Here is a 25,322-nt window from a genome sequence, read left to right as displayed (position 1 = left end):
TCTTTCGTTTCAGTCTTCGACGGTTTCGGCGACGGCGTCGGTCTGGCGCGTGCGCCAGGCGTCCAGCCGGTCGGCCAGCGCCGGATCGTTGGTGGCCAGGATCGATGCCGCCAGCAGGCCGGCGTTGATCGCGCCGGGCTTGCCGATGGCCAGCGTAGCGACGGGTATGCCGCCGGGCATCTGGACGATGGAGAGCAGCGAATCCATGCCCTTCAATGCCTTGGATTCGACCGGCACGCCCAGCACCGGCAGGCGCGTCATCGATGCGGTCATGCCGGGCAGATGCGCCGCCCCGCCAGCGCCCGCGATGATGACCTTCAGGCCGCGTCCGACAGCGCCGGTGGCATAATCATAGAGGCGCTGCGGGGTGCGGTGAGCGGACACGACCTTGCATTCATGGGCGACGCCCAGCGCTTCGAGCGTTTCGGCGGCATGGCGCATCGTGTCCCAATCGGACCGCGACCCCATGATGATGCCGACCTCTACTGCCCCGCTCATATTTCGCTTCCCCTGACAGAGCGGACCATCGGGCCGCCCGGAAAGCACAGCCCCTTAGCGGCCGGGGCGCGAAGGGGCAATGCGATTCGACCCCTTCGCCGCGTGGATCATTCGTAATCCAGATCCTGATAGCTGTCGTCGGCAATGTCGGAGAAGCGGGTGATCTTGGCATCGAACTTCATGCGGATGCGGCCGGTGGAGCCGTGACGCTGTTTGGCGACGATCACTTCAGCGAGGCCATAGATGCGCTCCATATTCTCCTTCCACGCGGCATAGGCGGCCTCGTCGTCGGGCTTTGGCTCCTTGGCGGCTTCGTAATAATCCTCGCGAAACACGAACCAGACCATGTCCGCGTCCTGCTCGATCGAGCCGGATTCGCGAAGGTCGGACAGCTGGGGACGCTTGTCCTCGCGCTGTTCGACCGCACGGCTGAGCTGCGACAGGGCCAGCACCGGCACGTGCAATTCCTTCGCCAGCGTCTTCAAACCACGGGAAATTTCGGAAATTTCGTTCACGCGATTCTCATTGCCGCGCCCGGTGCCCTGGAGCAGCTGAAGATAGTCGACCACGATGAAGCCAATGTCATGGCGGCGCTTCAACCGGCGCGCACGGGTGCGCAGCGCCGCGATCGTCAGGCCCGGCGTGTCATCGATGAACAAGGGCAGTTCCTGAAGGTCGCGCGCGGCGCGGGACAGGTTCTGGAAGTCCGCCCGGCTGATCTTGCCCATGCGCAGCGCTTCGCCCGAAATGCCCGACTGTTCGGCAAGCACGCGGGTCGCCAGCTGATCGGCCGACATTTCGAGGGAGAAGAAGGCGGTCTTGGCCCCCATATTCTTGTCGAGCGGAATACCGTCGCCATGATCGCGCAGCCAGCGGGATGCGGCATTATAGGCGATGTTGGTCGCCAGCGACGTCTTGCCCATGCCGGGACGGCCGGCAAGGATCATCAAGTCGGAATTGTGCAGACCACCGATCTTGGCGTTGAGGCTGTTGATGCCGGTGGTGATCCCCGACACATGGCCGCCGCTGTTGAGCGCGCGTTCGGCCACCTGCACCGCCATGGTGGAGGCGGACAGGAAGCTCTTGACCGAACCTGTTTCCCCCTCGCCTTCCGACACCTTGTACAGGGCGACTTCGGCGGCTTCGATCTGTTCGCGCGGATTGACATCCTCGCTGGTGTCCATCGCGTTTTCGACCAGTTCGCGGCCGACGCTGACCAGTTGGCGCAGCAGGGCAAGGTCGTAAATCTGGCTGGCGAAGTCACGCGCGCCGATCAGCGCCGCGCCATTGCCGGTCAGTTGCGCCAGATAGGCCGCGCCACCCAGTTCCTTCAATGCCGGGTCCTGTTCCAGCATGGGTTTGAGCGTCACCGGATTGGCGACCATATCCTTGTCCAGCAGGCGCATGATCGCATCATAGATGCGGCCATGCAGCGGCTCGAAATAATGTTCGGCCTTCAGCTTGAGCTGCACATCCTCGGCAATGCGATTGTCGATCATGATCGCGCCCAGCAGCGCGGCCTCCGCCTCGACATTGCGCGGCAGTTCGGTTCCGCCCGTTTCGGCGGGGTTGATTTTCAGCAGTTCGACCATCTGCCCTCTTTCCTCTCCCGACCCGATGTGCGCAAGGGGCCACAACCACGCATCTGTGGATAAGTCCTGCTTGCATTTCGGCGCGCGCCGCCGCACTGACTGTTCGCTTGCATTATGGCCGATCCGCGCATCATAGACATCCAGCTGGACCAGCGCACCATCCTGTGGCGCAATGCCGACGTGGAGCAGGAACGGCGCATCGCGATCTTCGACCTGCTGGAGGATAATCACTTCGCCCCGCAGCGCGAGCATGCCGATGGCTATGCCGGTCCCTATAAGGTGCTGTTGCGGGTTGAAGAAGGTCGGCTGGTGATCGAAATCAACCGCCAGGATGACAGCCCGCTGGAGGCGATCATCCTGGGCCTGGGCCGGTTCCGCCGTCCGATCCGCGATTATTTCGCGATCTGCGACAGCTATTATCAGGCGATCAGCAATGCATCGCCCCAGCAGATCGAAACGGTCGACATGGCCCGCCGCGCCATCCACAACGATGCGGCGGATGTTCTGAAAGAGCGGCTGGAAGGCAAGATCGACGTCGATTTCGACACGGCGCGGCGGCTGTTCACGCTCATTTGCGTGTTGCATATCAAGGGGTAAGACAATCAGGGTTGTGACTTTGGGGGGCCTGCTGTTCCGTATCGGGGCGGGACTGGCGGTGGTCGCGGCGCTGACGCTGGGGCTGTGGCTCTATGCGCGCGGCTGGGCGCCCGCCCGCGATCAATATCCGGTGCAGGGCGTGTCCATCAGCGCCGACAATGGCCAGGTCGACTGGGGCACGCTGGCGGCGCAAGGCACCGATTTCGCCTATATCCGCGCCGCCGACGCAGCCGGACGGCGCGACCCGGCCTTTGCCGCCAATCTGCGCGGCGTGCGCGCCGCCGGCATGCGCTATGGCGCGATGATCGATTTCAGCCTGTGCCGCCAGCCCAGCGATCAGGCGACCAGCTTCATGACCACGGTGCCGCGCGACAATGCCGCCCTGCCCCCGGTCGTGCGGCTGGCCTTCGATCCCGGCTGCAAGGCGCGCCCGGGCCGCGACCAGCTTCTCTCGGACCTCAACACCCTGATCAATCTGGTCGAAGGACAGGCCGGAAAGCCCGCGCTGCTGAACGTCACCGAGGATTTCGACAAGGCCTATGACATCGGGTCCGGCATCAACCGGACCTTGTGGATGGACGGGAATTTCTTTCCGCCCGACTATGCGACAAAGCCCTGGGTGATGTGGACAGCCAGCGACATGCGGCATATCGACGGCGTCGATGGTCCGGTTCGATGGAATGTGGTGGCGCCCTGATGCCTGAAGAGAATGAAGTCCAGTCGCTGATCGCCGCCGCGCGCGACGCGATGGCCAACGCCCATGCGCCCTATAGCCGCTTTGCCGTGGGCGCGGCGGTGCGATTGACCGACGGCAGCGTCATCACCGGCTGCAATTTCGAAAATGCCAGCTATGGCCTGTCGCTGTGCGCCGAAACCGTGGCGCTGGCCACCGTCAACGCGCAGGGCCGCTTTGCCGATGTGGCGGAAATCGCCGTGGTCGGCGGCGCGATGGATGCGGATGGCGAAGCGCTCGTCACCCCTTGCGGGCGGTGCCGCCAGATCATGAACGAGGCCGAACAGATGGCGGGCCGCACGCTGGCCATCTATTGCGCCACCCCCAGCGGCGACCGGGTGCTGGACCTGCGCGTCGCCGATCTCCTGCCCCATGCCTTTGGTCCCGCGGACCTGGGCATCGGCCCCATGACAAAGAGCTGAAACGACATGGCCATTCTTTCCGACAAGTGGATTCGCGAGCAGGCGCTGAGCAACGGCATGATCGAGCCGTTCGTGGAGAGCCAGCGGCGCGAAGGCTGCATCAGCTACGGCCTGTCCTCCTATGGCTATGACGCGCGGGTGGCGGACGAATTCAAGATTTTCACCAATGTCGACAGCACCATCGTCGACCCCAAGGATTTCGATCCGAAGAATTTCGTCGATCGCAAGACCGACTGCTGCATCATCCCCCCCAATAGCTTTGCGCTGGCCCGCACGGTCGAATATTTCCGCGTGCCGCGCGACGTACTGGTGATCTGCCTTGGCAAATCCACCTATGCGCGCTGCGGCATCATCGTGAACGTCACCCCGCTGGAGCCGGGCTGGGAAGGGCATGTGACGCTGGAATTTTCCAACACCACGCCCCTGCCCGCCAAAATCTATGCCAATGAAGGCGCCTGCCAGTTCCTGTTCCTTCAGGGCAATGAACCGTGCGAGGTCAGCTATGCCGACCGGGCGGGCAAATATATGGGCCAGCAAGGGGTGACTTTGCCCCGCCTGTGATGCGACAATCGTGCGCATGAGCTTCTGGCGCATCGGCAAGCGTGACGACGCCATCGACCGGCCGCCGCCCAGCGTGGGCGCGGACCGGCGGGTCTATGCCATTGGCGACATTCACGGCCGGCTCGACCTGCTGGAAGCATTGCTGCGCCTGATCGCGCAGGATGATCGTGCGCGCGGCCCCATGCCGCCGCACCTGATCCTGCTGGGCGACCTGATCGATCGCGGCCCTGCATCGCGCGGCGTGGTGGAGCGGGTGATGGGTCTGATGGCCGGCGGCGGCACGCAGTGCGTCAAAGGCAATCATGAGGAATTATTCGTACTGGCCGCGCGGGGGGATGCGCGGATCATTCCCACTTTCCGCCGGGCGGGCGGCGCGCAGACGCTGGCCAGCTATGGCCTGCCCGCTGCGACCAGCGACGCGATGGACGATGCGGCGATCGCTCGATGGATGCTGGCCCATGTGCCGCGCGACCATGTCGATTTCATCGACGACCTGCCCGACAGCGTCGAAATGGGCGACTATCTGTTCGTCCATGCCGGCATCCGCCCCGGCGTGCCGATCGCCGATCAGAAATCGGCCGATTTGCGCTGGATCCGGCGCGATTTTCTGGATCATGATGGCATCCATCCCCGCATGATCGTGCATGGCCACAGCATTTCGCCCGACCCCGACCAGCGCGACAATCGGGTGGGCATCGATACCGGAGCCTATTTTTCCGGGCGTCTGACCGCCATCGGCCTGCAAGGGACGGACCGCTGGTTCCTGCAAACCGGCGGCTGACCCGCGACGCCGCCTGTTTCTCATAACGCGGTCAGCATCATTTCCTGTCGCGAAGCCGGCATATGGAGTAGCGGAATGTCGCAATTGCTTCGTTCGAAGCAACAGAGCGACGGAAAGGCCACCGCTTCGGGGATTGGACGATGCATATGCGCCATATCATGGCGGGGGCAGCCCTCGCCCTATGCCTTGCCTCGTCGTTGCCGGCGCTTGCCGTTCCCCCTTCCGACACACCTGCCAGCACATCGCTGTCCCAGCGGCACAAGTTCGACATTCGCGTCCAGCCGCTCAGCAGTGCATTGCGCCAGCTTTCCGCCCAGTCGGGCGTGCGCATCCTGTTTCCCTATGACGAAGTCGCCTCGATCCGCAGCCGCACCGTCCAGGGATGGATGTCGACCAAGGCCGCGCTCGATCGCCTTCTAGCCGGCACCAACCTAAAATCCTCCGAAACCGGGGTCGGTGTGATTGCTCTGGCGGTGCCGCAAAACCGCAGCGCGGCCCGACGCAGCCCTTTGGCGTTGCAATTCGCGCAGGCCGGCATGCCCGGCGTCAGCAATAACAGCCTGACTCTGGCCCCCGCCCCGGACCCGATCGAGGATCTGACGCCGATCATCGTCACGGGCACCCGCACGACCAATCGCACGGTTGCCGACAGCCTTGCCCCGATCGACGTGCTGGGCGCGCGGGATCTGGAAAATAGCGGCAAGCAATCGGTGCGCGACCTGCTGGGCACGCTGGTCCCCTCGATCAACGTGTCCAACAATGGCGCGGGCGCCAGCTGGGCGGTGCGCACTCTTTCCCTGCGGGGGCTGGGCGGCGATCAACTGCTGGTGCTGGTCAACGGCAAGCGCCGCCACAATACCGCGACATTGTTCATCAATGGATCGGTCCAGAACGGCCAGTCCCCGCCCGATCTGGACCTGATCCCCGGCAATGCCATCCAGCGGATCGAGGTGCTGCGCGACGGCGCATCGGCGCAATATGGGTCGGATGCGATCGCCGGCGTGGTCAACATCATCCTGAAGAACGATACCGCCGGCGGCGCAGCGCTGACGCTGGGGAGCACGGCGGACAATGGCGGCTGGCAGGGCCGATGGCAGGTGGACAAGGGTTTCGCGATCGGGCTGGACGGCGGCTATGTCCATCTGGCGGCTGATGGCGTCTTGCAGGAAAACACCATCGTCAAAAGCAGCCCCATCGTCGGTCAATTTTATCCCACCGGCGATCCGCGCAACGCCAATCCGAACCGCATCCAGGCCAGATATGGCCAGCCGCAGGTGATTGGCGGCAATATCAGCTATGATGCGATGTTGCCGGTGGGCAATAGTCTGGAGCTTTACAGCTTCGGCACCTATTCCAAACGTCATGCCGCCGGCTGGCTGACCTATCGCACGCCGGCCGCGCTCAACAACATCATCGGCATCTATCCCGAAGGCTATACCCCCCGAATCCATGTCTATGACGAGGATTTTCAGGTCGCGGCCGGGCTGCGCGGCGATGCCGGCGGCGGGGTCCATCTGGACTTATCCACAACTTATGCACAGGATGCCGTGAAATTTGCGCAGACGACATCCCTGAACCCGTCGCTCGGCACGGCCAGCCCGACCCATTTCTATCTGGGACGACTGCGGTTCGACGAATGGACCAGCAATCTGGACCTGACGAAGGAGCTGGAACTGGGACTGGCCGCTCCGGTGTCGCTGGCGGTCGGCGCCGAATATAAGAAGAACCGATTCCTGATCGGGCCGGGCGATCCGGTTTCCTACATTGATGGCGGCTATGTCTCCCCGGCCGGCGACTGGCGGGCCGGAGAGGTGCGCACGGGCGTAGGGTCGCAGGGTGTCACCGGTTTCCTGCCTGAAGGCTCAGGCGCCTGGAGCCGCGACAACTGGAGCGCCTATGTCAATCTGGAAGGCAGGATTGTCGATGGCGTGGAATTTGGCCTGGCCGGGCGGCATGAAGATTATTCCGACTTTGGCACCACGAACACGGGCAAGGCGTCGCTGCGCATAGAGATGGCCCGCGGCCTTGCCCTGCGCGGCACGGCCAGCACCGGCTTTCGCGCGCCGACGCTGCAACAACAGCATTACGCATCCTCCTCGACCATCAATGTGCCCGTCAACGGCGTGAACCAGTTGTTGCCTGTGCAGGCCCTGCCCGTGGACAGCGCCGCCGCCCGGGCGCTGGGCGCGGCGCCGCTGAGGCCGGAAAAATCGCGCAACCTGTCGGCCGGGATTGTCCTGACGCCCGCGCCCAACCTCAACTTCACGGTCGACGCCTATCAGATCCGGATCAGGGACCGCATCCTGCTGAGCGAGACGCTGAGCGGCGCGGTGGTCATGGATGCGCTGGCGGCGGCCGGCATCCAGGGCATTGCCGGCGGCCTTCTCTTCTCCAACGCCGCCGACACGCGCACGCGCGGCCTGGACATCGTCAGCACCTATCGCGCCGGGCTGGGCGATCTGGGCACGGCGACCATCAGCCTGTCGGCCAATATCAACAAGACCATCTTCACCCATATCGATCCGGTGCCGGCCCCCATCGCCGCATCGGGCCTGCCGCTGATCGGCCGGGCCAAGATCGGCGACCTGTCCGAAGGCACGCCGCGCAACAAGCTGATCGCCAATATCCTCTGGGAAGGAAGCAGGCTTGTCATGAACCTGCGCGCCACCCGCTATGGCAAGATCGTCCAGCGGGCGTCAGCCACCGTCTATCATCAGGCCGATTTCACCGCCTGCCCGGTTCAGGCGGTCAGCGCGACCTGTTTCCGCGACTATGTCGATGAGACACTGGCCCCAAAAACCATCATCGATCTGGAACTGGGCTACCGACTGGCCAAGGGGGTCAAGCTGTCGGTCGGGGCCAATAATCTGCTCAACACATACCCCAACAAGCTGAAGCCGGTGAACCGCACGGTCGGCAATCTTTACAACAGCTATGCGCCCTATGGCATCAGCGGCGGATTTTATTATGGCCGGTTCAATCTGGATTTCTGACCGGCCTTATTTCCATCCAGCGGCCTGCGCTGCCTGTTCGCCGGCGGCGTCCATCGGCGCGCCGTCCATCAGGGCGTCGACCGTCGCCATGACGCGCGCATCGGCCGAAGACGCCTGCCGATAGCCGGTGGTCGCCCCGACGCCGGGCAAGGCCTGCTGCACCTGCCAGCCATCCCCTTCGCGGCAGGCCACGCCGGCCACCGCGCCGTCGAAGCTGCGGCACCAGCCGCCGCCCTTGCGCCGGAAGCTGAGGCCGATACGGATGGCCTGCCCATCCTGCGCCGACGCCAGTTGCGTATCGAGCGCCCGCCCCAGCGCGCCCTGCGCCACCATGACGCCATCCTGCATCCCGATCGGCCCCGCTTCACCGCCGGACATGCGCCCGACGCCAAGGCCCAGCACCAGACTGGCGGCGATCGCGCCGCCCATGGCCCAGCCGCGCCAGCGCGCCGCCGGCCGCGCCAGCGGCGCCACCGCCTCGCTCTGCTCCAGCAAGGCGCGCAGCCGCTGCGGCACCGGCTCCTGCGCCACCGGGGCATAATGACCGCTCAGCCGATCGCGCAGCCGCCGATGCATGGCCAGCCGCTCCGCCAGCGCAGGATCGTCCGCCACGGCGCGCTCCACCCGCCGCCGGTTCACCTCATCCAGTTCGCCGTCGACCAGCGCGATCAGCATGGCTTCGTCAATCTGGCTCATGCCGCTTCTCCCATCAGTTCCAGCAATGCCCCGCGTCCGCGCACCAGTCGCGACGTCAGCGTGCCCATCGGTATGCCCAGCGTTTGCGCCGCCTCCTTGTAGGACAGGCCCTCCACCAGCACGAGCGCGATCGCCTCGCGCTGTTCATCGGGCAGCGCCTGCATCGCGCGGTCGACGTCGGATAGTTCCATATGCGCCTCTATGTCCCGGTCGCCGGCATGGCCCACCGCCAGACCGGCCTCTTCCTGGGCGAAGGTCTGTGCTGCGCGCTGCCGGCTGCGGGCTTCGTCGATCCAGAGATTGCGCATGATCCGATACATCCAACTGTCGAGCCGCGTGCCCGGTTGCCACTGGTCGCGCGCCTTGAGCCCACGCTCCAGCGCTGCCTGGCACAGATCGTCGCCATCGGCGCGGTCACGCGACAGGCTGACGGCAAAGCGCCGCAGCCGGGGCAGGATCGCCAGCAAATCGCGCTCGAAGGACATTGCAACTCCATCTTATCGGGCTTCACGGATGAAACGTCCCGATCCGCCCGTTTAATCCCGCAGAGCAGAAGACAAATGGACATTTTTTCGCAATGGATGATTTTGCTGGCGAAAGGATCGGTGAAAGCGACATGCGGATGCCCCGCCCCTGGATAATTGCGGGACTGATGCTGATCGCACCGACCGCATCGGGCGCACAGCTATTGCCCTCTCCCGGTGCCGGACTGGGCGCGGTGAGACAGGTCGTGCCCGGCCTGATCGACCGGGCCGAAGGCGCGCTGGATCAGGCCGGCCTCGATCGCCTGTCCCCCGCCCAACTGGCCGACCGGCTGGCGGCGGCGCGCGCGGCGCGGATCGATCGACTGCTGCGCGCGCATGGCGACAGCATCGAACTGGACGACCGGCGCGAACCGGCGCGGCGCGGGGTCATATTGCTGACGGGTGCGGACATGGCCGCCCTTTCGGCGCTGCGCGCCGCTGGCTATGATGTGGAAAGCGACAGCGTGGAGGGACTGGACCTGTCCGTCACCCGCCTGACCGTGCCCAAAGGCCGAACTCTGGCCAAGGCCCTGCGGGAGGTGCGCAAAGTTGCACCCCAGGCGCAGGCGAGCGCCGACAATCTCTATGCCCCGAGCGGGCCGACATTGGCATTGGCGAGCGCCGCCCACCCCCTGGCGTCCGGCCGGGTCGAAGGCCGCGCCGTCGGCCTGATCGACGGCGGGGTCGCCCGGCATCCATCCCTGACAGGCGCGGTGGAGCAACGCGGCTTTGCGACGGGCGCGCCGCGCGCCAGCGCGCATGGCACCGCCGTCGCATCGCTGATCAGCGGCGATGGACTGGTCAAGGGCGCGGCCCCCGGCACGCCACTGCTGGCCGCCGATGTCTATGGCGATGATCCGGCGGGCGGCGGCGCCTTCGCCATCGTACGGGCGCTGGGCTGGATGGCGGCGCGCGGCGTGCGCGTCGTCACCATCAGCCTGGTCGGCCCCGCCAATCCGTTGCTGGAAGGGGCAATCCGCCTTGCCCGTGACAAGGGCGTGACGGTCGTGGCGGCGGTCGGCAATGACGGCCCGGCCGCCCCGCCCGCCTATCCCGCTTCCTATCCCGGCGTCGTCGCCGTCACCGGCATCGACGGACGCGGCCGCCCCCTGCCCGAGGCCGGCCGCGCACTCCATGTCGATTTCGCCGCACCCGGCGCCGATATGCAGGCCGCGACGATGGACGGCGGCAAGGGCGCGGTGCGCGGCACCAGCTTTGCCGCGCCGCTGGTCGCGGGCCGACTGGTCGAACAGGGATCGATAGAGCGGCTGCGTGCAGAGGGCGCAAAGGGTAAACCGCCCGTCATTTGCGGATCATGCAGAAATAACTGATTATTTTCAGTATGTTACTAAATATTTTATGCCGCCGGGATGAAAGCGGCATCGCCTCCCGTTCTCCTTGCATCCCATCGACACGCATCAAGGAGAAGCGCGATGAAAGCCAAGTTTCTGATTGCCGCAGCCTGCCTCACCGCCCTGTCAATTGCTCCCGCGTCAGCCCAGTTGCTGGGCGGCGGTGGCGGCGGCCTGGGTGGATCGCTCGGCGGCGCGCTGGGTGGATCGGCCGGCGGCCTTGGCGGATCGCTGGGCGGCACGTTCGGCGGGCGCGGCGGCCTCGACCGCAACGTGGATCTCGACAATGGCAGCGTCAGCACCCGCGCCCATGGGCGGGGCAACAGTGCAGCCGACGGCAGCGTCACCCGCAATGGGAAGACCCGCAGCGCATCAGGATCGGCCAGCGGCGCCGGCAATGCCGGGCTGGCGGTCGACACGCTGGGCGTGAATGACGCCCGCAACGCCGCCAGCAGCGCCCGGGACACGGCCGGCAATGTCCGTGACCGCGCGGTCGACACTGCAGGCGCAGCGCGGGATCGGGCCGGCGCAACCGTCGCCAGCGCCCGCGACCGGGCCGGCGCAACGGCGGGCGCTGCACGGGATCGCGCTTCGGCTGTTGCAGGGCGCGCAGGCAATGCCGCCGGCAATGCGGCCGGAACCGCAACCGGCGCACTGAACAACGCCGCTTCGGTCAACGCCAGCGGCGCCATATCGGGGGATGGCCAGATTTCGGGTGGGGATCAGAGCGATCCGTCGCCCGGCAGCGATCAGGCGGGCAATTGACCCCGTAAGGAGCGGAAGGACGCAAGACCCCGCACCCCTTCGCTCCGCCGCCTGAAAAGGCCGGCGATCCGCCCCGGATCGCCGGCCTTATTCCTGTTCCGGTTCAGATGGCCGTCTTCACCATGGCCCGGGCGCGATCGGTCGCCGATCGCGTATCGCCGGCCAGTTTCTTCACTTCGGCCGCAACCACGGCAAAACCGCGCCCCGCCTCTCCGGCGCGCGCCGCCTCGATCGTGGCGTTGAGCGCCAGCAAATTGGTCTGGTTGGCGATCACGCCGATGCCGTCGACAATCTCGACCAGTCCATCGACCATCGTCTTGAGTTCGGCCCGCAGCGTCTTGGACGGGGTGGTGTCGGTCGCGATCTTAAGGATGCGCTGCACCCGTCCATCGGCGTCGAACACCGGATTATAGGTTGCCTGCAACCAGACTTCCCGGCCATCGCGGCCCAGCCTCTTATATTCGCCCGCGTCGAAATCGCCTGCGCCCAGCTTGCGCCAGAATTCGGCATAGACGGCGCTGGCGGCATAGGCTTCGTCGCAAAAGATGCGATGATGCCGGCCGACCACATCATCCAGAGCATAGCCCATCGTGTCGAGAAACAACGGGTTGGCCCACAATATGATGCCCCTGGGATCGAATTCGATCACCGCCTGGGACCGACAGATCGCGTCCCATGCTGCATCGATGCTGTGATGAATGGCTTGGCCCATGAAAAACCGGCTCCTTTGATCCAGCATTAGGGATTAAAGGTAAATGAGGCTTTAAGGACGTTGCGTATTTTGCGCATAACAAAAATGGGAAAGGCCGGCATCCCTGCGGACGCCGGCCTTATTCACCCCCCGATAGGATGGCGTGGATCAGGCGACCTTGGCCTGTTCCTCCAGCAATTCGTCGGGATCGCGCAGCACATAGCCGCGGCCCCAGACGGTTTCGATATAATTGTCGCCGCCACACGCCAGCGCCAGCTTCTTGCGCAGCTTGCAGATGAAGACGTCGATGATCTTGAGTTCGGGTTCGTCCATGCCGCCATAGAGATGATTGAGGAACATCTCCTTGGTCAGGGTCGTGCCCTTGCGGAGCGACAGCAGCTCCAGCATCGCATATTCCTTGCCGGTCAGATGGACGCGGTTGCTGTCCACTTCCACCGTCTTCGCGTCCAGATTGACGCACAGCTTGCCGGTGCGGATGACCGACTGGCTATGACCCTTGGACCGGCGCACCACGGCGTGGATGCGGGCGATCAACTCTTCGCGATGGAAGGGCTTGGTCACATAATCATCGGCGCCAAAGCCGAAGGAGCGGACCTTGCTGTCCATCTCGCTGATGCCCGACAGGATCAGCACCGGCGTCTGCACCTTGGCGGCACGCAGCTTCTTGAGCACGTCATAGCCGTGCATGTCCGGCAGGTTCAGGTCCAGGCAGATGATGTCATAATCATACAGCTTTCCCAGGTCGAGGCCCTCCTCGCCCAGGTCGGTCGTGTAGACATTGAACCCCTCGGTCGTGAGCATAAGCTCGATCGCCTTGGCAGTGGTCGGTTCGTCCTCGATCAGCAGCACGCGCATGTGAAGCCCCTTGTGTGACACCTTTCGGTGTGTCGCAGTCCCGTTCACCCACCAGAACGGCTTCTGCTCCAAATCATTAACCAAAAAACTTCTGAAGGACAAAGGTTAATTTTTCGCTAACCGGCGGAAATGCGCGAGTCGTGGCAAAACGAATCTATTTACAAAGAGTTGACAGCGTAACGGTCGGCCTGAAGTCAAGATGGGTTCACCTGCGAAACGAGGCATTTTGCCGCCTATGCAGCCATCATCATGAGGCCGTTAAGGAAAAAATTTTCGTTCAGTTTCCCGACGCGGTTAACAGCCATGATGCCGCGTCAGGAAGTCCAGCAGCGCATCAACGCGCGCAGGGCGCAGGCGCGAGGGCGGCGTCACCAGATGCAGGCCGAAAGGCGCCGGCCGCCAGTCGGTCAATATCTCCTCCACCTCGCCTTTCGCCAGCGCGTCGCCGATGATGAAGTCGGGCAGGCGCGCCACCCCCACCCCCAGACGCAGCGCGGGCAGCATCGCTTCCCCGCTGTTGACGGTGATGCGACTGCGCACCTGCACCACGACATTCTGCTGCCCCGGCCCGGAGAAGCGCCACACGTCCGGCGTGGCGACATTCGAGTAACAAAGGCAGTCATGGGTGCCCAGATCGGAAGGATGCTGCGGCCGGCCGCGCGCATCCAGATAGGCGGGCGATGCGATCACATGCATCGTCACGTCCGCCAGCCTGCGCGCGCGCAGGCTGCTGTCAGGCATGTCGGCGATGCGGATCGTCGCATCCAGCCCCATTTCGACGATGTCGATCTTCGCATCGGACAGATGCAAATCGACATCGACCAGCGGATGCTCCTTAGTGAATTGCGCGATCAGCGGCGCGACCCGCAGCAGGCCGAAGGTCATGGGCGCGCCCAGCCGCACCACGCCCGACAGGTCGGCCGTCTCGTCGCGCGCCGCTTCCTCCGCCGCCTGACCCTCGATCAGGATGCGCTGGGCGTGGTCGGCCAAACGCTTGCCGCTTTCAGTCAGCGCCAGACGGCGGCTGGTGCGGTTGAACAGGCTGGTGTCCAGATGCTCCTCCAGCCGCGTCACCGCCTTCGACACGGTCGCCTTCGACACGCTCAGCGCCTTGGCCGCGTCGGTGAAGCTGCGATGCTCCACCACGGCGGCGAACATCGCCCAGGCTTCAAAATCAGGTAGTCGCATCGGGAAACAATCCGTTTCAAAGCTGCCGGTTTAAGAAACGACACTGATGGCTAGATTGTCGGAAAGCAAGCGGAAGCCTCCGCCTCCGCAACGAAAGGCAAATGCTATGTCCACGACCACCGCGAGCCGCATCGAGCGCCGCCCGTTCGCGTCGCTGGGCCATGCCGACCATGGCTGGCTCAATGCACGCCATCATTTTTCCTTCGCCGATTATTATGACGAAGAGCGCATGCACTGGGGTGCGATCCGGGTGTGGAACGATGACGAGATCGGGCCGCGTTCGGGCTTTCCGCCCCACCCGCACAGCGACATGGAAATCATCACTTATGTCCGCACCGGCGCGATCACCCACCAGGACAGCCTGGGCAATAAGGGCCGCACGGAAGCGGGCGATGTTCAGGTCATGTCGGCGGGCACGGGCATCCGCCACGCCGAATATAATCTGGAGGATGAAACCACCACCCTGTTCCAGATCTGGGTCATCCCCCGTGCTCGTGGCGGTCAGCCCAGCTGGGGCGCCAAGCCTTTCCCCAAGGGCGATCGCTCCGGCAAGCTGGTGGTTCTGGCCAGCGGTTATGATGAGGACAGGGAAGCGCTGCGCATCCGCGCCGACGCTCGCCTGCTGGGCGGCACGATCAGGGCGGGTGAAAGCGTGACCTATGACGCTGGCGAAGGCCGCCACCTCTATCTGGTGCCGGCGACGGGCCGGATCGAGATTGACGGCCAGCCTTTCGAAGCCCGCGACGGCGCGGCCATCATCGGCGGCGCGCCCATCACCATCACCGCGATCGAGGACGCGGAAATCGTCCTGGTCGACAGCATTTAACCCTCTTGGCCCGTTCTATCCCCTCCCTCTGGACGGGCCGGGCCGCCTGCATCCCCCTCATGCAGGCGGCCACCCCATTCTTCCCAGTTTTCAGGTAAGGAGACTTCATCATGGCTAAGGTTCTGGTTCTCTATTATTCCTCCTACGGCCACATCGAAACGATGGCGAAGGCCGTGGCCGAAGGCGCCGCATCGACTGGCGCGACCGTCGACATTCGCCGCGTGCCCGAAACCGCGCCGCTCGAAGTCGCCAAGAACGCCCATTTCAAGCTGGATCAGGACGCGCCGGTCGCCACCGTCGCCGAACTGGCCGATTATGACGCCATCATCGTGGGCACCGGCACGCGCTTTGGCCGCATGTCCAGCCAGATGGCCTCCTTCCTCGATCAGGCCGGCGGCCTGTGGGCGCGCGGCGCATTGAATGGCAAGGTCGGCGGCGCCTTCACCTCGACCGCCTCGCAGCATGGCGGTCAGGAAGTCACGCTCTTTTCGATCATCACCAACCTGCTGCATTTCGGCATGACCATCGTCGGCCTCGACTATGGGTTCCAGGGCCAGATGGGCGTGGACAAGGTGCGCGGCGGATCGCCCTATGGCGCGACCACGCTGGCCGATGGCGATGGCAGCCGCCAGCCGAGCGAGGAAGAACTGGACGGCGCCCGCTATCAGGGCCGCCGGATTGCAGAAACCGCGATCAAGCTGCACGGCTGATCAATCGCCGCGGCGTCTACGACCTGCGGCATGGCCCGAGCCTTTGGGTCGCATCAAAAGGCTTGAGACAGGTCGTAAGGGGCCGGCGCATCGGGACTATGCGCCGGCCCCTTTTTGTTATCCGTTTGAAAAATGCGCGGAAGGGCGCATTTTCGTTGCGGCACCGGCCCGCTCCCCCACCCGACCACCCAGACATGGTATCCTGATGGGTGGTCGGGTGGGGGAGCGGGCCAGTGCGGATGCGCCAAAGGCGCAATTCAGGACAAATTTCTACTCAGACGCTGTTGCGATGCTGTCAGCCGGCCGTCTTGGGCGTGACCCAGACTTCGACCGGGGTGATGAACTTGCCCGGCGCGGGCTTGCCCACGACGACGCGGTCGGCCGTCACCAGCTCCCCGCTTTCAAGGTTCAGCGACACCCATGGCTTGGGCATGCGCTCGAACTTCATTTTCTGGATGGGCTGGCCGGTGGCCGTGTTCATGATGGTGGCAATGACTGACATAGGGCGCGCCCGGTAGCGGCGAGCGCCGCATCCTGTCCAGAGGCAGGATGGCAAAAAAATTACGCGACGGGCGAAAAATTCGCCGCCCATGTCACATCCGCCGCCGCCATCTCGTCATGTCAGCAGAACCGATGAAAGGAGCTGCATCATGACCGACAAAATCAATCCCTACGCCGCCGCCCCCCAGCTGATGAAGAGTTGGACCGCGCTCTCCACCGCCGTCGCCGACAGCCTGGAACCGAGCCTCATCGAACTGGTGAAGATCCGCTCTTCGCAAATCAACGGCTGCGCCAACTGCATCAACATGCACACCTACGAAGCGCGCGCGAAGGGCGAGACGGAACAACGCATCTACCTGCTCACCGCCTGGCGCGAAGCCCCCTGCTACACCGACCGCGAGCGCGCCGCGCTGGCCTGGACCGAAGCGTTGACCGAAATCGCCAAGGGCCACAGCCATGAGGCCGCCAAAGAAGCGCTGAACTGGGAGTTCACCGAGGAGGAACAGGTCAAGCTGACCCTGATGATCAACATCATCAATGGCTGGAACCGCATCGCCGTGGGCTTCAACCTCTGGTACGACATGCCGATGAAGGCAGCCGCCTGATGATTGGGGGGACGCAGATGGACGCCGCCGACAGCTTCGACCCGTTGCGTCCCCGCCTGATCCGGGTCGCCTATCGCATGCTGGGATCAGTCGCCGATGCCGAGGATGTGGTGCAGGACGCCTTCATCCGCTGGATGGGCACGGACCGCAGCGAGATACGCGAACCCGAAGCCTTTCTGCGCCGTACGGTGACGCGCCTGTGCCTCGACCAGCTCAAATCCGCGCGGGTCCGGCGCGAAACCTATGTCGGTCCCTGGCTGCCCGAACCGCTGGTCGAGGATGAGGAAGACACCGAAGATGTCGCCCTGCCGCTGATGCTCGCCCTTGAGCGGCTCTCGCCGCTGGAGCGCGCAGCCTTTCTGCTGCACGACGTCTTCGGGCTGGGGTTCGAGGAGGTCGCCGCCACCGTGGGCCGCGACGCCGCCGCCTGTCGCCAGCTTGCCGCCCGCGCCCGCACTCATGTTCGCGACGCCCGTCCGCGCTACCAGATCGAAAAGCAGCGCGGCATGGAGATCGCCTCGGCCTTCTTCGCCGCCTCCCGCAGCGGCGACATGGGCGCATTGGGCGCGATGCTGGCCGCCGACGTCAGCTTCCACAGCGATGGCGGCGGCAAGCGCCCGGCCGCGATCCGCCCGGCGATCGGCCATGGTCAGGTCATGCAGGTCCACAAGGCGCTGGCCGTGCTGTTCGGCAAATACGGATCGACCCTGCTGCGCACCTGCATCATCAACGGCCTGCCCGGCTTCGTCACGCGCGAAGCTGATGGCGTGGTGCAGACCACGGCGCTGGACATAGAGGATGGCAAGGTCCGCGCGATCTACATCATGCGCAACCCCGACAAGCTGCGGCATGTGCATTGAGGGGGTGAAAAGCTGGTATCGGCCACTATCCGTCACCCCAGCGAAGGCTGGGGTCGTAGGAGAGGACGCGCTACGAGGCTCCAGATCCCAGCCTTCGCTGGGATGACGGCGAAAAAGCAGACCGTCCCCTCCCCACCCATCCGCACCGCTAGAGAAAAACCCGCCGCAGCGGCGTTCGCCGGATCAGGTGGAAGGTCGCGAAAGGCAGAAGCAATGCCAGCGCCAGCAACCATGGCTTGCCCAGATAGGGCGTCAGATAATGGATCACCGCGACATGCAGGTACATGATCACCAGCGCCGCCCGGCCCAGCGCCGCCAGCGGCCCGGCATGGCCCGCAATCCGGGCTGACAGGCGAAAGATCAGCAACGAAGTCGCCACGGCCGCGCCGATCGACAGGATCGGCCAGCCATAATCGGCGATCTTCATGTTGAGCGTCGGCCCAATGCCGGCAAGACCCACCAGCGCCAGTGCGCCCAGCGGCGCGATCAGCCCATTATGCCAGCGCAGCCTTGGCCAGACCGCGCCGACCCACAACAGCACGAACGCCATCGGCACGCTCAGCAGCCCCAGCGGCGACGCCTGCGTCCACCAGCCCAGCGCATAGGCCATCAACAGCATCGGCGGCAGGATCAACCCCCAGCACCGATCCAGCACATCGGGCCAGCGGTTGAGCGCAATGTTGAACAGCATGCGCGCCACCATCAGGCAGGGCACGAACCAGAAAATGGTGAAAGGCCCGCGCAGCCAGAAGCCGCCCAGCAGGATCGGGACCATATCTTCCGGCCATTGGTGGAAGATCGGTACATGCCCCTTTGCGCGCTCTATGATCTGGTCGGCGACGATCAGCAAAATCAGGAAGGCGGCATAGGGCCGCATCTGGCTGACCAGTTGCCGCCGGGTGAAGGCGCCCGCCGGATGCGGGCGCGACAACATGCCCGACAGCAGGAAGAAAAGCGGCATGTGAAAGCTGTACATCGCGTCGCGCAATGGCCCGCGCGTCCACACATGGCCGACCACCACGGCGACGATCCCGATGCCGCGCGCCACATCGACCCAGTCGAGCCGATATGGGGCCTGCTGATGCCCCCTATTCTCCATCGCCCCCACGCCCTATAGGATGCGGCGATTACGTCAATTCTTCCTATATGCGATCGGAACCTCTTCCTTGGCCCTGCTGACCGACCATGTCCTGTTTATCGATGGCGAGGCGCTGATCCTCGACAAGCCTGCCGGCCTGCCGGTGGATGCGCCGCGCGACGGGTCGATCGCGCTGGAAAATCATCTCGCCTCGCTGACCTTCGGCTTCCAGCGCTGGCCGCTGCCGGTCCACCGCCTGGACCGCGACACCAGCGGCTGCCTGCTGCTCGCGCGCAATCCCAAGGCGCACAAGCGCTTCGCCGCCGCGTTCGAGGCGGGAACCGTCACCAAGCGCTATGTCGCCGTGCTGGAAGGCGTGCCGGAGGAGAATGAAGGCACGATCGAATTGTCGCTGAAGAAGGTCAGCACCGCCGCGCAGGGATGGCGCATGATCGCGGCCAAGGCGGGCAAGCCCGCCGTCACCCACTGGCGCAAGCTGGCGGAAAAGGATGGCCGCGCGCTGATCGCCTTCACGCCCGAAACCGGCCGCACCCACCAGATTCGCGTCCACGCCCAGCATGGGCTTGGCTTCGGCATCGTCGGCGATCCGGTCTATGGCGATGGGCCCACATCCTCCAAAGCCGCGATGCTGCTGCACAGCCGCTTCCTCAGCATGCCGCGCGGCGACAAGCCCGCGGCAGAGGCCACCGCCCCCCTGCCCGCCAGCTTCATCGCCGCCGGCTTCGGGCCGGAGATATTGGACGATGCCGGACTTTGACATTCCCGATGATGCGCTGGAGGAGCGCTTCATCACCGGGGGCGGCCCCGGCGGGCAGAATGTGAACAAGGTGGCGACCGCGGTGCAGCTGCGCGTCAACCTGTTCAAGCTGGGCCTGCCGGTCCATGCCTATCGCAAGATCAAGGAACTGGCGGGATCGCGCCTGACATCCGCCAATGAAATCCTGATTCAGGCCAACCGCTTCCGCACGCAGGAGGCCAACCGGCAGGATGCGCGCGACCGCCTGATGGAGATGATCGCCAAGGCGCATGAGCGCGACGCCCGCCGCATCGCCACCAAGCCGGGGAAGGCGGCAAAGGCGCGCCGCGTCGATTCCAAGAAGGCACGCAGTTCGGTGAAACAGGGACGCGGCAAGGTGAAGTTCGACTGAGCCAGAAGAGAGATGGCCGGGAAAGATGGTAAAGCCTTTCTTAGCATCTGGCCGCTAGACCCGCCCGATCGGACGGGGAGATACGCAGATGCCATGGCAGCAGATCAGGATCGGGACGGGCCATGGCTGACGCCGCCCTGCCGCTCCCCCACGCGCCTGCCCTGCCCCGCGTCGCGCCGGATCTGATAACGCCGCTCTGCTGGACCGCGCTGGTCGTGGGCCTTGCCTGCCGGCTCTTTTCCGGCATGAACGCGCCGCTCTGGTTCGACGAAACCTTTTCCGCCGTCATCGCCACCCAACCGGATATTGCCCATCTTGTCCGCTGGATGCTGCGGGAACTGAGCGGCCCGACCTATTATTCGATGTTGTTCGCATGGCAGCAGGTCGTCGGCGACAGCAATGTTGCGCTGCGCCTGCCCAGCCTGATCCTGTCGATCGCCACGCCCTTGCTGATCCTCTGGCGGGGCTATCCCGACCGGCAGGTTCGGATGATCTGGGCGGCGGTGACGGCCCTGTCGGTGATCGGCTTTGATTCCGCGACGCAGGCCCGCCCCTATGCGCTGTTGTTCCTGCTCGCGACCGCGCATGCCATCGCCTTCCTGCGCCTGATCGAACAGCCTGACCTGCGCCGCGCCTTCTGGTGGACCGGCCTGTCGGCGCTGACTGTGCTGACCCATTATCATGCCGCCGTCATCTGCGGGATACAGGGCATCGCCTATCTGGCGATCCGACCGCGACAGGCGATCCGCACCTGGCCGGCGCTGCTGCCGCTGGTCCCGATGACGGCATGGATGGCGTTTCACCTGCCCTTCATCCTCAGCTTCACCAACAAGGACACGGTCTGGTACGGCACGCTGGGGCTGGACGCGCTGTGGCTGATCCCGTCGCTGCTGACGGGCCTTGCCTGGCCGGGCGTATTGCTGCTCGGCGCGATGGCCGCCAGCTTCGTGCATGACATGATCGCCGCGCGCCGTGGCAAGGCCGCCTGGCCCTATAGCGCGGCCCAGACTGCGCTGGTCGGCAGCGGCCTGATCGCGGTAACGATCGTCATGAGCATGGGCTTCCTGGTGCCGTCCTTCACCGCCCGCTACATCCTGCCTTATGTGCCGGCGCTGCTGGCCGGCGTCGCCTTCTGGATCCGGCGCATGGGCAAGGCCGCGCCGCTGATCGCCGCGCCCATGCTGTGCCTGATGACCGGATCGGCGGCGGCGCAACTGGCCGGCTATGTCCGCGCGCCGGAGGAGGATTTTCGCTACGCCTTCAACTTCGAACAGCCATCGCAATGGATCGCGGCCCATGGTGCCAGACAGTTGGTGATGCTCTGGGACAGCCCGACCGCCGGGCTGGATGATCCCGACGGGCATATGGCGCAGGTCGGCGGCTACTTCCTGCGCCGTGACGGCCATCCCATGCCCGTCACGGCGCCGCCATGGCCGCGCCGGGGCGATCCCAACCGCCTGCTGCTGCAACTGGCGGGCGAACGGCCGCACAGCGCGATCCTGTGGGCCTATGACGCCAGCGTTCCGGGCACACGCGGACAGGCGCATCCCTGGGCGATTTCCCGCATCGATCCGCGCTGGCAATGCCGCGACTTCGGGCGCGCGCCCATCACCGTGCTGGCCTGCGTCCAGCCCTGAACAGGCTTATCCTCAGCCGATCATCATCAGGCTGGCATTGCCGCCCGCCGCCGTCGTGTTCACCGAAGTCGACACCTCCTCCAGCAGCCAGTCCAGGCAATAGCCATGGCCATGATCGTCGGCATGGACCGACAGGATCGGGCCGGGCATGTCGGCGACGCATTGGGTGGTCGCGGCGATCTTGGCGGCGTCGCCCTCCACCAGCGCGGCGGCATAGGGACCACCCGTCTTGTGGGTGAAGCAGGCGGCGACTTCGGCAGGCAGATCGTCCGGCAGGGTCATGCCCTGCACCACCCCCTGATTGCCCGTCGCCAGGATCGCCGCCATCTGACGATAGAGGCCCTGATGGGTCGCCGGGCGCAGCAGGATGCGGCCGCGCGGATGCAGCGCATAGAGGTTGCGCTCCCCCACCGGGCCGGGCAGCGCGATTTCGACACCCAGCGCAGATGCGTCGCCGGTGCGGCGGGCCTGCGCGGCGGCGTCCGCATCGCCCTGCGCATCCAGCCAGTCGGCAAAGGCGTGGAGCGGCGACCGCAAATGGCTGACCCGTTCGGCAAAGACCGGCGGCGCCGTCACCAGCCGCCCCAGATAAAGCGGTCCGCCCGCCTTCGGCCCGGTGCCTGACAGACCGCAGCCGCCAAAGGGCTGCACGCCCACGATCGCGCCGATGACGTTGCGGTTGACATAGATATTGCCCACCTTCACCCGCGCCGTGACGCGCGCGACCGTCTCATCCAGCCGGGTGTGCAGGCCGAAGGTCAGGCCATAGCCGGTGGCGTTGATCTGATCGACCAGCGCATCCAGCCGGTCGCGTTTGAAGCGCAGCACATGCAGGACGGGGCCGAACACCTCCCGGCTCAGGTCCGCGATGGAATCAATCTCGATGATCGTGGGCGGGACGAAGGTGCCATGCTGGGCTTCCGTCGGCAGCACGCTCTGCTCCACCTTGCGGCCCAGCGTCGCCATGGCGTCGATATGGGCGTTGATCGTATCGCGCGCCTCGGCGCTGATGACCGGACCAATGTCGATCTTCAGCGCGTCGGTGCGGCCGATGCGCAGTTCCGCCAGCGCGCCCTTCAGCATCGTCAGCGTCCGATCGGACACATCCTCCTGCAAGCAGAGGATGCGCAGCGCCGAACAGCGCTGGCCCGCGCTGTCGAAAGCGGAGGCGATGACATCGGCCACCACCTGTTCGGCAAGGGCGCTGCTGTCCACGATCATGGCGTTCTGGCCGCCGGTTTCGGCGATCAGCGGGATGGGCCGGCCGGCCGGCGACAGGCGCGTGGCAAGCTGACGCTGGATCAGTCGCGCGACTTCGGTCGATCCGGTAAACATGACGGCGGCCGTTTGCGGTGCGGCCACCAGCGCCGCGCCGATCCGCCCGTCGCCCGGCAGCAATTGCAGCGCATCGGCAGGCACGCCGGCCTCATGCAGCAGGCGCACGGCCTCGGCGGCGATCAGCGGGGTTTCCTCGGCCGGCTTGGCCAGCACCGGATTGCCCGCAACCAGCGCCGCGGCGACCTGTCCGGTGAAGATGGCGAGCGGGAAGTTCCAGGGGCTGATGCAGGTGACGGGACCAAGCGCAATCTGCGCCGGGCCGAATGTGGTGCGGGCCTGCGCCGCATAATAGCGCAGGAAATCGATCGCCTCGCGCACTTCGGCGATGGCGTTGGGCAGCGACTTGCCGGCTTCGCGGATGATCAGGCCCAGCAGGATCGGCATGCGCGCCTGCATCGCATCCGCCGCGCGGTCCAGCACGGCGGCGCGATCGGCGACGGGGCTGTTGGACCAGAGCGATGCGGCCGCGCGAATTGCCGCGGCGCGCGCTTCTTCGGGCGATGCTTCGGTGACGCGGCCCACCACGTCGCGATGATCGGCGGGATTGAACACCGTGCGCGACGGCGCGGTCGCGCCTTCTGGCGCTGCGGTCCAACCGATCGTCGCGCTGTGGGCCAGCGCTTCGCTGAGGCTGGCGAGCGTCATTTCATGGCTGAGGTCCAGCCCGTCCGAATTGCGGCGATCGGGATAGAGGCCGGCGGGCAGCGCAATCTGATCATGCCGATGGCCGGGATGCGCCATCGCGCGCACGACGTCGACCGGATCGGCAATCATCTCCTCCACCGAAACATTGGGGTCGGCGATGCGGTTAACGAAGCTGCTGTTCGCGCCATTTTCCAGCAGGCGGCGCACCAGATAGGCCAGCAGCGTCTCATGCGTGCCGACCGGCGCGTAGATGCGGCACGGCCGGTTCAGCTTGCCCGCGCCGACGACCTGTTCATAAAGCGGCTCGCCCATGCCGTGCAGGCACTGGAACTCATAGTCGCCGATCTGGAACTCCGGCCCGGCAAGCCGATAGATGGTCGCCAAGGTCTGCGCATTGTGCGTCGCAAACTGCGGGAACACCGCGTCGGGCGCGGCGAGCAATTTCTGCGCGCAGGCGACATAGGCGACGTCGGTATGGACCTTGCGGGTATAGACCGGGAAGTCGGCAAGGCCATCGACCTGCGCCCGCTTGATCTCCGCATCCCAATAGGCGCCCTTGACCAGCCGCACCATGATGCGGCGATCGGCGCGGCGGGCCAGATCGATGATCCAGTCGATGACGAAGGGGCAGCGCTTGCCATAGCCCTGCACCACGAAGCCCAGCCCGTTCCATCCGGCAAGGTCCGGGTCGGTCGCCAGGCTTTCCAGCAGTTCGAGCGAGAGTTCGAGCCGGTCCGCCTCCTCCGCATCGATGTTGAGGCCGATGTCGTAGCTTTTCGACAGCAGCGCCAGTTTCTTCACGGCGGGCAGCAATTCGCCCATCACCCGTTCCGCCTGCGCCCGGACATAACGGGGATGCAGCGCCGACAATTTGATCGAAATGCCCGGCCCGGCATAGATGCCCCGCCCGGCCGCCGCCTTGCCGATGGCGTGGATCGCCTGTTCATAATCGGCATAATAGCGCTTCGCGTCAGCGGCCGTGGTCGCCGCCTCCCCCAGCATGTCATAGCTGTAGGCGAAACCCTTCGCCTCCAGCTCGCGCGCGCGCTTGAGCGCTTCCCTGATCGTCTCGCCGGTGACGAACTGTTCGCCCATCATGCGCATGGCCAGGTCGACGCCGCGCCGGATCACCGGCTCGCCCGCGCGCGCCACAAGCCTGGTCAGCGCCGCGCCCAGCCCGCGATCGTCCACGCTGCCGACCAGTTTGCCAGTGACGACCAGCCCCCAGGTGGCGGCATTGACAAACAGCGACTTGTCCCCGCCCAGATGCGAACCCCAGTCACCGTCAGCAATCTTGTCACGGATCAGCGCGTCGCGCGTGGCCGTGTCGGGGATGCGCAACAGCGCTTCGGCCAGGCACATCAGCGCCACGCCCTCCTGACTAGAGAGCGCATATTCCTGCACCAGCCCTTCGACGCCCGTGCCCTTGTGATTGGCGCGCAGCGCCGTGACGAGCGTGCGGGCGGTGTCGGCAATCGCCGCTTTCGTCTCCGCCGGCAGGGTCGCGGCGGCGATCAGGGGCACAAGCGCCTGCGCCTCGTCCCGGCGATAAGCGGCGGTAATCGCCTGACGCAGCGGGGTAGGCTGGCGGATGGCGGGGGCGAAGCGGGCGAAAGGCTGATCGGTCATAACCGAAAGAATAACCCGGATCGGCTTTTCGTTCCGTCTTATGAATGACCACCTT

General features: G+C 65.3%; 25 protein-coding genes. 15 read left to right on the top strand and 10 right to left on the bottom strand.

The window, feature by feature from the left end:
* Positions 1–9: 9 nt before the first annotated feature.
* Positions 10–498 carry a 5-(carboxyamino)imidazole ribonucleotide mutase gene (gene purE / locus ACFOKF_RS07265; protein ID WP_298401675.1) on the bottom strand — a complete coding sequence of 163 codons (489 nt, stop codon included), beginning with the start codon at positions 496–498 and terminating at the stop codon, positions 10–12.
* Positions 499–605: 107 nt separating this feature from the next.
* Positions 606–2,090, bottom strand: a complete 1,485-nt coding sequence (locus ACFOKF_RS07260) for a replicative DNA helicase (RefSeq protein WP_380794441.1) — start codon at positions 2,088–2,090, stop codon at positions 606–608.
* 114 nt (positions 2,091–2,204) lie between these two features.
* On the opposite strand from ACFOKF_RS07260, the gene ACFOKF_RS07255 reads away from it, so the two are divergent.
* The 6 genes from ACFOKF_RS07255 (at position 2,205) to ACFOKF_RS07230 (ending at position 8,177) form a co-directional block, all read left to right on the top strand.
* Positions 2,205–2,687, top strand: a complete 483-nt coding sequence (locus tag ACFOKF_RS07255; RefSeq protein ID WP_380794439.1) for a UPF0262 family protein — start codon at positions 2,205–2,207, stop codon at positions 2,685–2,687.
* A 13-nt stretch (positions 2,688–2,700) separates the two neighbouring features.
* Complete coding sequence (locus tag ACFOKF_RS07250; RefSeq protein WP_380794436.1) at positions 2,701–3,384, top strand: GH25 family lysozyme; 684 nt, start codon at positions 2,701–2,703, stop codon at positions 3,382–3,384.
* Positions 3,384–3,842, top strand: a complete 459-nt coding sequence (locus ACFOKF_RS07245) for a cytidine deaminase (protein ID WP_380794433.1) — start codon at positions 3,384–3,386, stop codon at positions 3,840–3,842. The genes ACFOKF_RS07250 and ACFOKF_RS07245 overlap by 1 nt, the downstream gene beginning before the upstream one ends.
* Before the next feature lie 6 nt (positions 3,843–3,848).
* Positions 3,849–4,403 (top strand): dCTP deaminase, encoded by a 555-nt coding sequence (gene dcd / locus ACFOKF_RS07240; protein WP_298401667.1) that lies wholly within the window; start codon positions 3,849–3,851, stop codon positions 4,401–4,403.
* A 16-nt stretch (positions 4,404–4,419) separates the two neighbouring features.
* Entirely contained in the window at positions 4,420–5,184 is a 765-nt protein-coding gene (locus ACFOKF_RS07235) for a metallophosphoesterase (protein ID WP_380797701.1), read from the top strand.
* Between the two features lie 140 nt (positions 5,185–5,324).
* On the top strand, positions 5,325–8,177 hold the full coding sequence (locus ACFOKF_RS07230; protein ID WP_380794430.1) for a TonB-dependent receptor plug domain-containing protein: 2,853 nt from the start codon (positions 5,325–5,327) through the stop codon (positions 8,175–8,177).
* 6 nt (positions 8,178–8,183) lie between these two features.
* Here the strand turns inward: ACFOKF_RS07230 and ACFOKF_RS07225 are convergent, their stop codons facing one another.
* Both ACFOKF_RS07225 and ACFOKF_RS07220 read right to left on the bottom strand, forming a co-directional pair.
* Positions 8,184–8,873 (bottom strand): anti-sigma factor family protein, encoded by a 690-nt coding sequence (locus ACFOKF_RS07225; protein ID WP_380794427.1) that lies wholly within the window; start codon positions 8,871–8,873, stop codon positions 8,184–8,186.
* Entirely contained in the window at positions 8,870–9,358 is a 489-nt protein-coding gene (locus ACFOKF_RS07220) for an RNA polymerase sigma factor (RefSeq protein ID WP_380794425.1), read from the bottom strand. Before ACFOKF_RS07220 ends, ACFOKF_RS07225 begins: the two co-directional genes overlap by 4 nt.
* A 92-nt stretch (positions 9,359–9,450) precedes the next feature.
* On the opposite strand from ACFOKF_RS07220, the gene ACFOKF_RS07215 reads away from it, so the two are divergent.
* Complete coding sequence (locus tag ACFOKF_RS07215; protein WP_380794422.1) at positions 9,451–10,728, top strand: S8 family serine peptidase; 1,278 nt, start codon at positions 9,451–9,453, stop codon at positions 10,726–10,728.
* Positions 10,729–10,830: 102 nt separating this feature from the next.
* On the top strand, positions 10,831–11,514 hold the full coding sequence (locus ACFOKF_RS07210) for a hypothetical protein (protein ID WP_380794420.1): 684 nt from the start codon (positions 10,831–10,833) through the stop codon (positions 11,512–11,514).
* A 103-nt stretch (positions 11,515–11,617) separates the two neighbouring features.
* Here ACFOKF_RS07210 and ACFOKF_RS07205 read toward each other — a convergent pair whose 3' ends face one another.
* The 3 genes from ACFOKF_RS07205 to ACFOKF_RS07195 form a co-directional block, all read right to left on the bottom strand.
* On the bottom strand, positions 11,618–12,226 hold the full coding sequence (locus tag ACFOKF_RS07205) for a methyl-accepting chemotaxis protein (protein ID WP_380794417.1): 609 nt from the start codon (positions 12,224–12,226) through the stop codon (positions 11,618–11,620).
* A 147-nt stretch (positions 12,227–12,373) separates the two neighbouring features.
* Entirely contained in the window at positions 12,374–13,081 is a 708-nt protein-coding gene (gene ctrA, locus ACFOKF_RS07200) for a response regulator transcription factor CtrA (protein WP_298401653.1), read from the bottom strand.
* A gap of 294 nt (positions 13,082–13,375) precedes the next feature.
* Positions 13,376–14,269, bottom strand: coding sequence for a LysR family transcriptional regulator (locus ACFOKF_RS07195; protein ID WP_380794414.1), 894 nt, complete (start codon positions 14,267–14,269; stop codon positions 13,376–13,378).
* Between the two features lie 106 nt (positions 14,270–14,375).
* Between ACFOKF_RS07195 and ACFOKF_RS07190 the strand changes: the two genes are divergently transcribed.
* Positions 14,376–15,095: a pirin family protein gene (locus ACFOKF_RS07190; protein WP_380794411.1), complete on the top strand. Its 720-nt coding sequence runs from the start codon at positions 14,376–14,378 to the stop codon at positions 15,093–15,095.
* Between the two features lie 110 nt (positions 15,096–15,205).
* On the top strand, positions 15,206–15,805 hold the full coding sequence (gene wrbA / locus ACFOKF_RS07185) for an NAD(P)H:quinone oxidoreductase (RefSeq protein WP_380794408.1): 600 nt from the start codon (positions 15,206–15,208) through the stop codon (positions 15,803–15,805).
* 295 nt (positions 15,806–16,100) lie between these two features.
* Here wrbA and ACFOKF_RS07180 read toward each other — a convergent pair whose 3' ends face one another.
* Positions 16,101–16,307 carry a hypothetical protein gene (locus ACFOKF_RS07180; RefSeq protein ID WP_380794406.1) on the bottom strand — a complete coding sequence of 69 codons (207 nt, stop codon included), beginning with the start codon at positions 16,305–16,307 and terminating at the stop codon, positions 16,101–16,103.
* 148 nt (positions 16,308–16,455) lie between these two features.
* Here ACFOKF_RS07180 and ACFOKF_RS07175 point away from each other — a divergent pair, with 148 nt between their 5' ends.
* Positions 16,456–16,911: a carboxymuconolactone decarboxylase family protein gene (locus ACFOKF_RS07175; RefSeq protein WP_380794404.1), complete on the top strand. Its 456-nt coding sequence runs from the start codon at positions 16,456–16,458 to the stop codon at positions 16,909–16,911.
* Entirely contained in the window at positions 16,911–17,771 is an 861-nt protein-coding gene (locus tag ACFOKF_RS07170) for a sigma-70 family RNA polymerase sigma factor (protein ID WP_380794401.1), read from the top strand. The genes ACFOKF_RS07175 and ACFOKF_RS07170 overlap by 1 nt, the downstream gene beginning before the upstream one ends.
* A 148-nt stretch (positions 17,772–17,919) precedes the next feature.
* Here ACFOKF_RS07170 and ACFOKF_RS07165 read toward each other — a convergent pair whose 3' ends face one another.
* On the bottom strand, positions 17,920–18,870 hold the full coding sequence (locus ACFOKF_RS07165) for an acyltransferase family protein (protein ID WP_380794398.1): 951 nt from the start codon (positions 18,868–18,870) through the stop codon (positions 17,920–17,922).
* A gap of 67 nt (positions 18,871–18,937) precedes the next feature.
* On the opposite strand from ACFOKF_RS07165, the gene ACFOKF_RS07160 reads away from it, so the two are divergent.
* From ACFOKF_RS07160 to ACFOKF_RS07150, 3 genes are all read left to right on the top strand, one after another.
* Entirely contained in the window at positions 18,938–19,627 is a 690-nt protein-coding gene (locus ACFOKF_RS07160; RefSeq protein WP_380794396.1) for an RluA family pseudouridine synthase, read from the top strand.
* Positions 19,614–20,018, top strand: a complete 405-nt coding sequence (gene arfB, locus ACFOKF_RS07155) for an alternative ribosome rescue aminoacyl-tRNA hydrolase ArfB (protein ID WP_380794394.1) — start codon at positions 19,614–19,616, stop codon at positions 20,016–20,018. The genes ACFOKF_RS07160 and arfB overlap by 14 nt, the downstream gene beginning before the upstream one ends.
* A 122-nt stretch (positions 20,019–20,140) precedes the next feature.
* Complete coding sequence (locus ACFOKF_RS07150) at positions 20,141–21,655, top strand: hypothetical protein (protein WP_380794391.1); 1,515 nt, start codon at positions 20,141–20,143, stop codon at positions 21,653–21,655.
* A gap of 12 nt (positions 21,656–21,667) precedes the next feature.
* Here the strand turns inward: ACFOKF_RS07150 and putA are convergent, their stop codons facing one another.
* Positions 21,668–25,267 (bottom strand): trifunctional transcriptional regulator/proline dehydrogenase/L-glutamate gamma-semialdehyde dehydrogenase, encoded by a 3,600-nt coding sequence (putA, locus tag ACFOKF_RS07145; protein WP_380794388.1) that lies wholly within the window; start codon positions 25,265–25,267, stop codon positions 21,668–21,670.
* Positions 25,268–25,322 lie beyond the last annotated feature (55 nt).

This window comes from Sphingobium rhizovicinum (genome assembly GCF_042647625.1).
Classification (GTDB): Bacteria; Pseudomonadota; Alphaproteobacteria; order Sphingomonadales; family Sphingomonadaceae; genus Sphingobium; species Sphingobium rhizovicinum.
Note: the sequence above shows the minus strand (reverse complement) of the source record. Positions and strands in the feature narration are given on the sequence as shown.

Excerpts from the sequence above, each read along its gene's own strand:
- ACFOKF_RS07175 (WP_380794404.1), top strand. The coding sequence starts at position 16,456 with ATGACCGACAAAATCAATCCCTACGCCGCCGCCCCCCAGCTGATGAAG.
- ACFOKF_RS07165 (WP_380794398.1), bottom strand. The coding sequence starts at position 18,870 with ATGGAGAATAGGGGGCATCAGCAGGCCCCATATCGGCTCGACTGGGTC.
- ACFOKF_RS07255 (WP_380794439.1), top strand. The coding sequence starts at position 2,205 with ATGGCCGATCCGCGCATCATAGACATCCAGCTGGACCAGCGCACCATC.
- purE (WP_298401675.1), bottom strand. The coding sequence starts at position 498 with ATGAGCGGGGCAGTAGAGGTCGGCATCATCATGGGGTCGCGGTCCGAT.
- ACFOKF_RS07195 (WP_380794414.1), bottom strand. The coding sequence starts at position 14,269 with ATGCGACTACCTGATTTTGAAGCCTGGGCGATGTTCGCCGCCGTGGTG.
- ACFOKF_RS07225 (WP_380794427.1), bottom strand. The coding sequence starts at position 8,873 with ATGAGCCAGATTGACGAAGCCATGCTGATCGCGCTGGTCGACGGCGAA.
- ACFOKF_RS07245 (WP_380794433.1), top strand. The coding sequence starts at position 3,384 with ATGCCTGAAGAGAATGAAGTCCAGTCGCTGATCGCCGCCGCGCGCGAC.
- ACFOKF_RS07235 (WP_380797701.1), top strand. The coding sequence starts at position 4,420 with ATGAGCTTCTGGCGCATCGGCAAGCGTGACGACGCCATCGACCGGCCG.
- dcd (WP_298401667.1), top strand. The coding sequence starts at position 3,849 with ATGGCCATTCTTTCCGACAAGTGGATTCGCGAGCAGGCGCTGAGCAAC.
- ACFOKF_RS07170 (WP_380794401.1), top strand. The coding sequence starts at position 16,911 with ATGATTGGGGGGACGCAGATGGACGCCGCCGACAGCTTCGACCCGTTG.
- ACFOKF_RS07150 (WP_380794391.1), top strand. The coding sequence starts at position 20,141 with ATGGCTGACGCCGCCCTGCCGCTCCCCCACGCGCCTGCCCTGCCCCGC.
- ACFOKF_RS07220 (WP_380794425.1), bottom strand. The coding sequence starts at position 9,358 with ATGTCCTTCGAGCGCGATTTGCTGGCGATCCTGCCCCGGCTGCGGCGC.
- ACFOKF_RS07180 (WP_380794406.1), bottom strand. The coding sequence starts at position 16,307 with ATGTCAGTCATTGCCACCATCATGAACACGGCCACCGGCCAGCCCATC.
- arfB (WP_380794394.1), top strand. The coding sequence starts at position 19,614 with ATGCCGGACTTTGACATTCCCGATGATGCGCTGGAGGAGCGCTTCATC.
- ACFOKF_RS07215 (WP_380794422.1), top strand. The coding sequence starts at position 9,451 with ATGGATGATTTTGCTGGCGAAAGGATCGGTGAAAGCGACATGCGGATG.
- putA (WP_380794388.1), bottom strand. The coding sequence starts at position 25,267 with ATGACCGATCAGCCTTTCGCCCGCTTCGCCCCCGCCATCCGCCAGCCT.
- ACFOKF_RS07210 (WP_380794420.1), top strand. The coding sequence starts at position 10,831 with ATGAAAGCCAAGTTTCTGATTGCCGCAGCCTGCCTCACCGCCCTGTCA.
- wrbA (WP_380794408.1), top strand. The coding sequence starts at position 15,206 with ATGGCTAAGGTTCTGGTTCTCTATTATTCCTCCTACGGCCACATCGAA.
- ctrA (WP_298401653.1), bottom strand. The coding sequence starts at position 13,081 with ATGCGCGTGCTGCTGATCGAGGACGAACCGACCACTGCCAAGGCGATC.
- ACFOKF_RS07205 (WP_380794417.1), bottom strand. The coding sequence starts at position 12,226 with ATGGGCCAAGCCATTCATCACAGCATCGATGCAGCATGGGACGCGATC.
- ACFOKF_RS07190 (WP_380794411.1), top strand. The coding sequence starts at position 14,376 with ATGTCCACGACCACCGCGAGCCGCATCGAGCGCCGCCCGTTCGCGTCG.
- ACFOKF_RS07260 (WP_380794441.1), bottom strand. The coding sequence starts at position 2,090 with ATGGTCGAACTGCTGAAAATCAACCCCGCCGAAACGGGCGGAACCGAA.
- ACFOKF_RS07230 (WP_380794430.1), top strand. The coding sequence starts at position 5,325 with ATGCATATGCGCCATATCATGGCGGGGGCAGCCCTCGCCCTATGCCTT.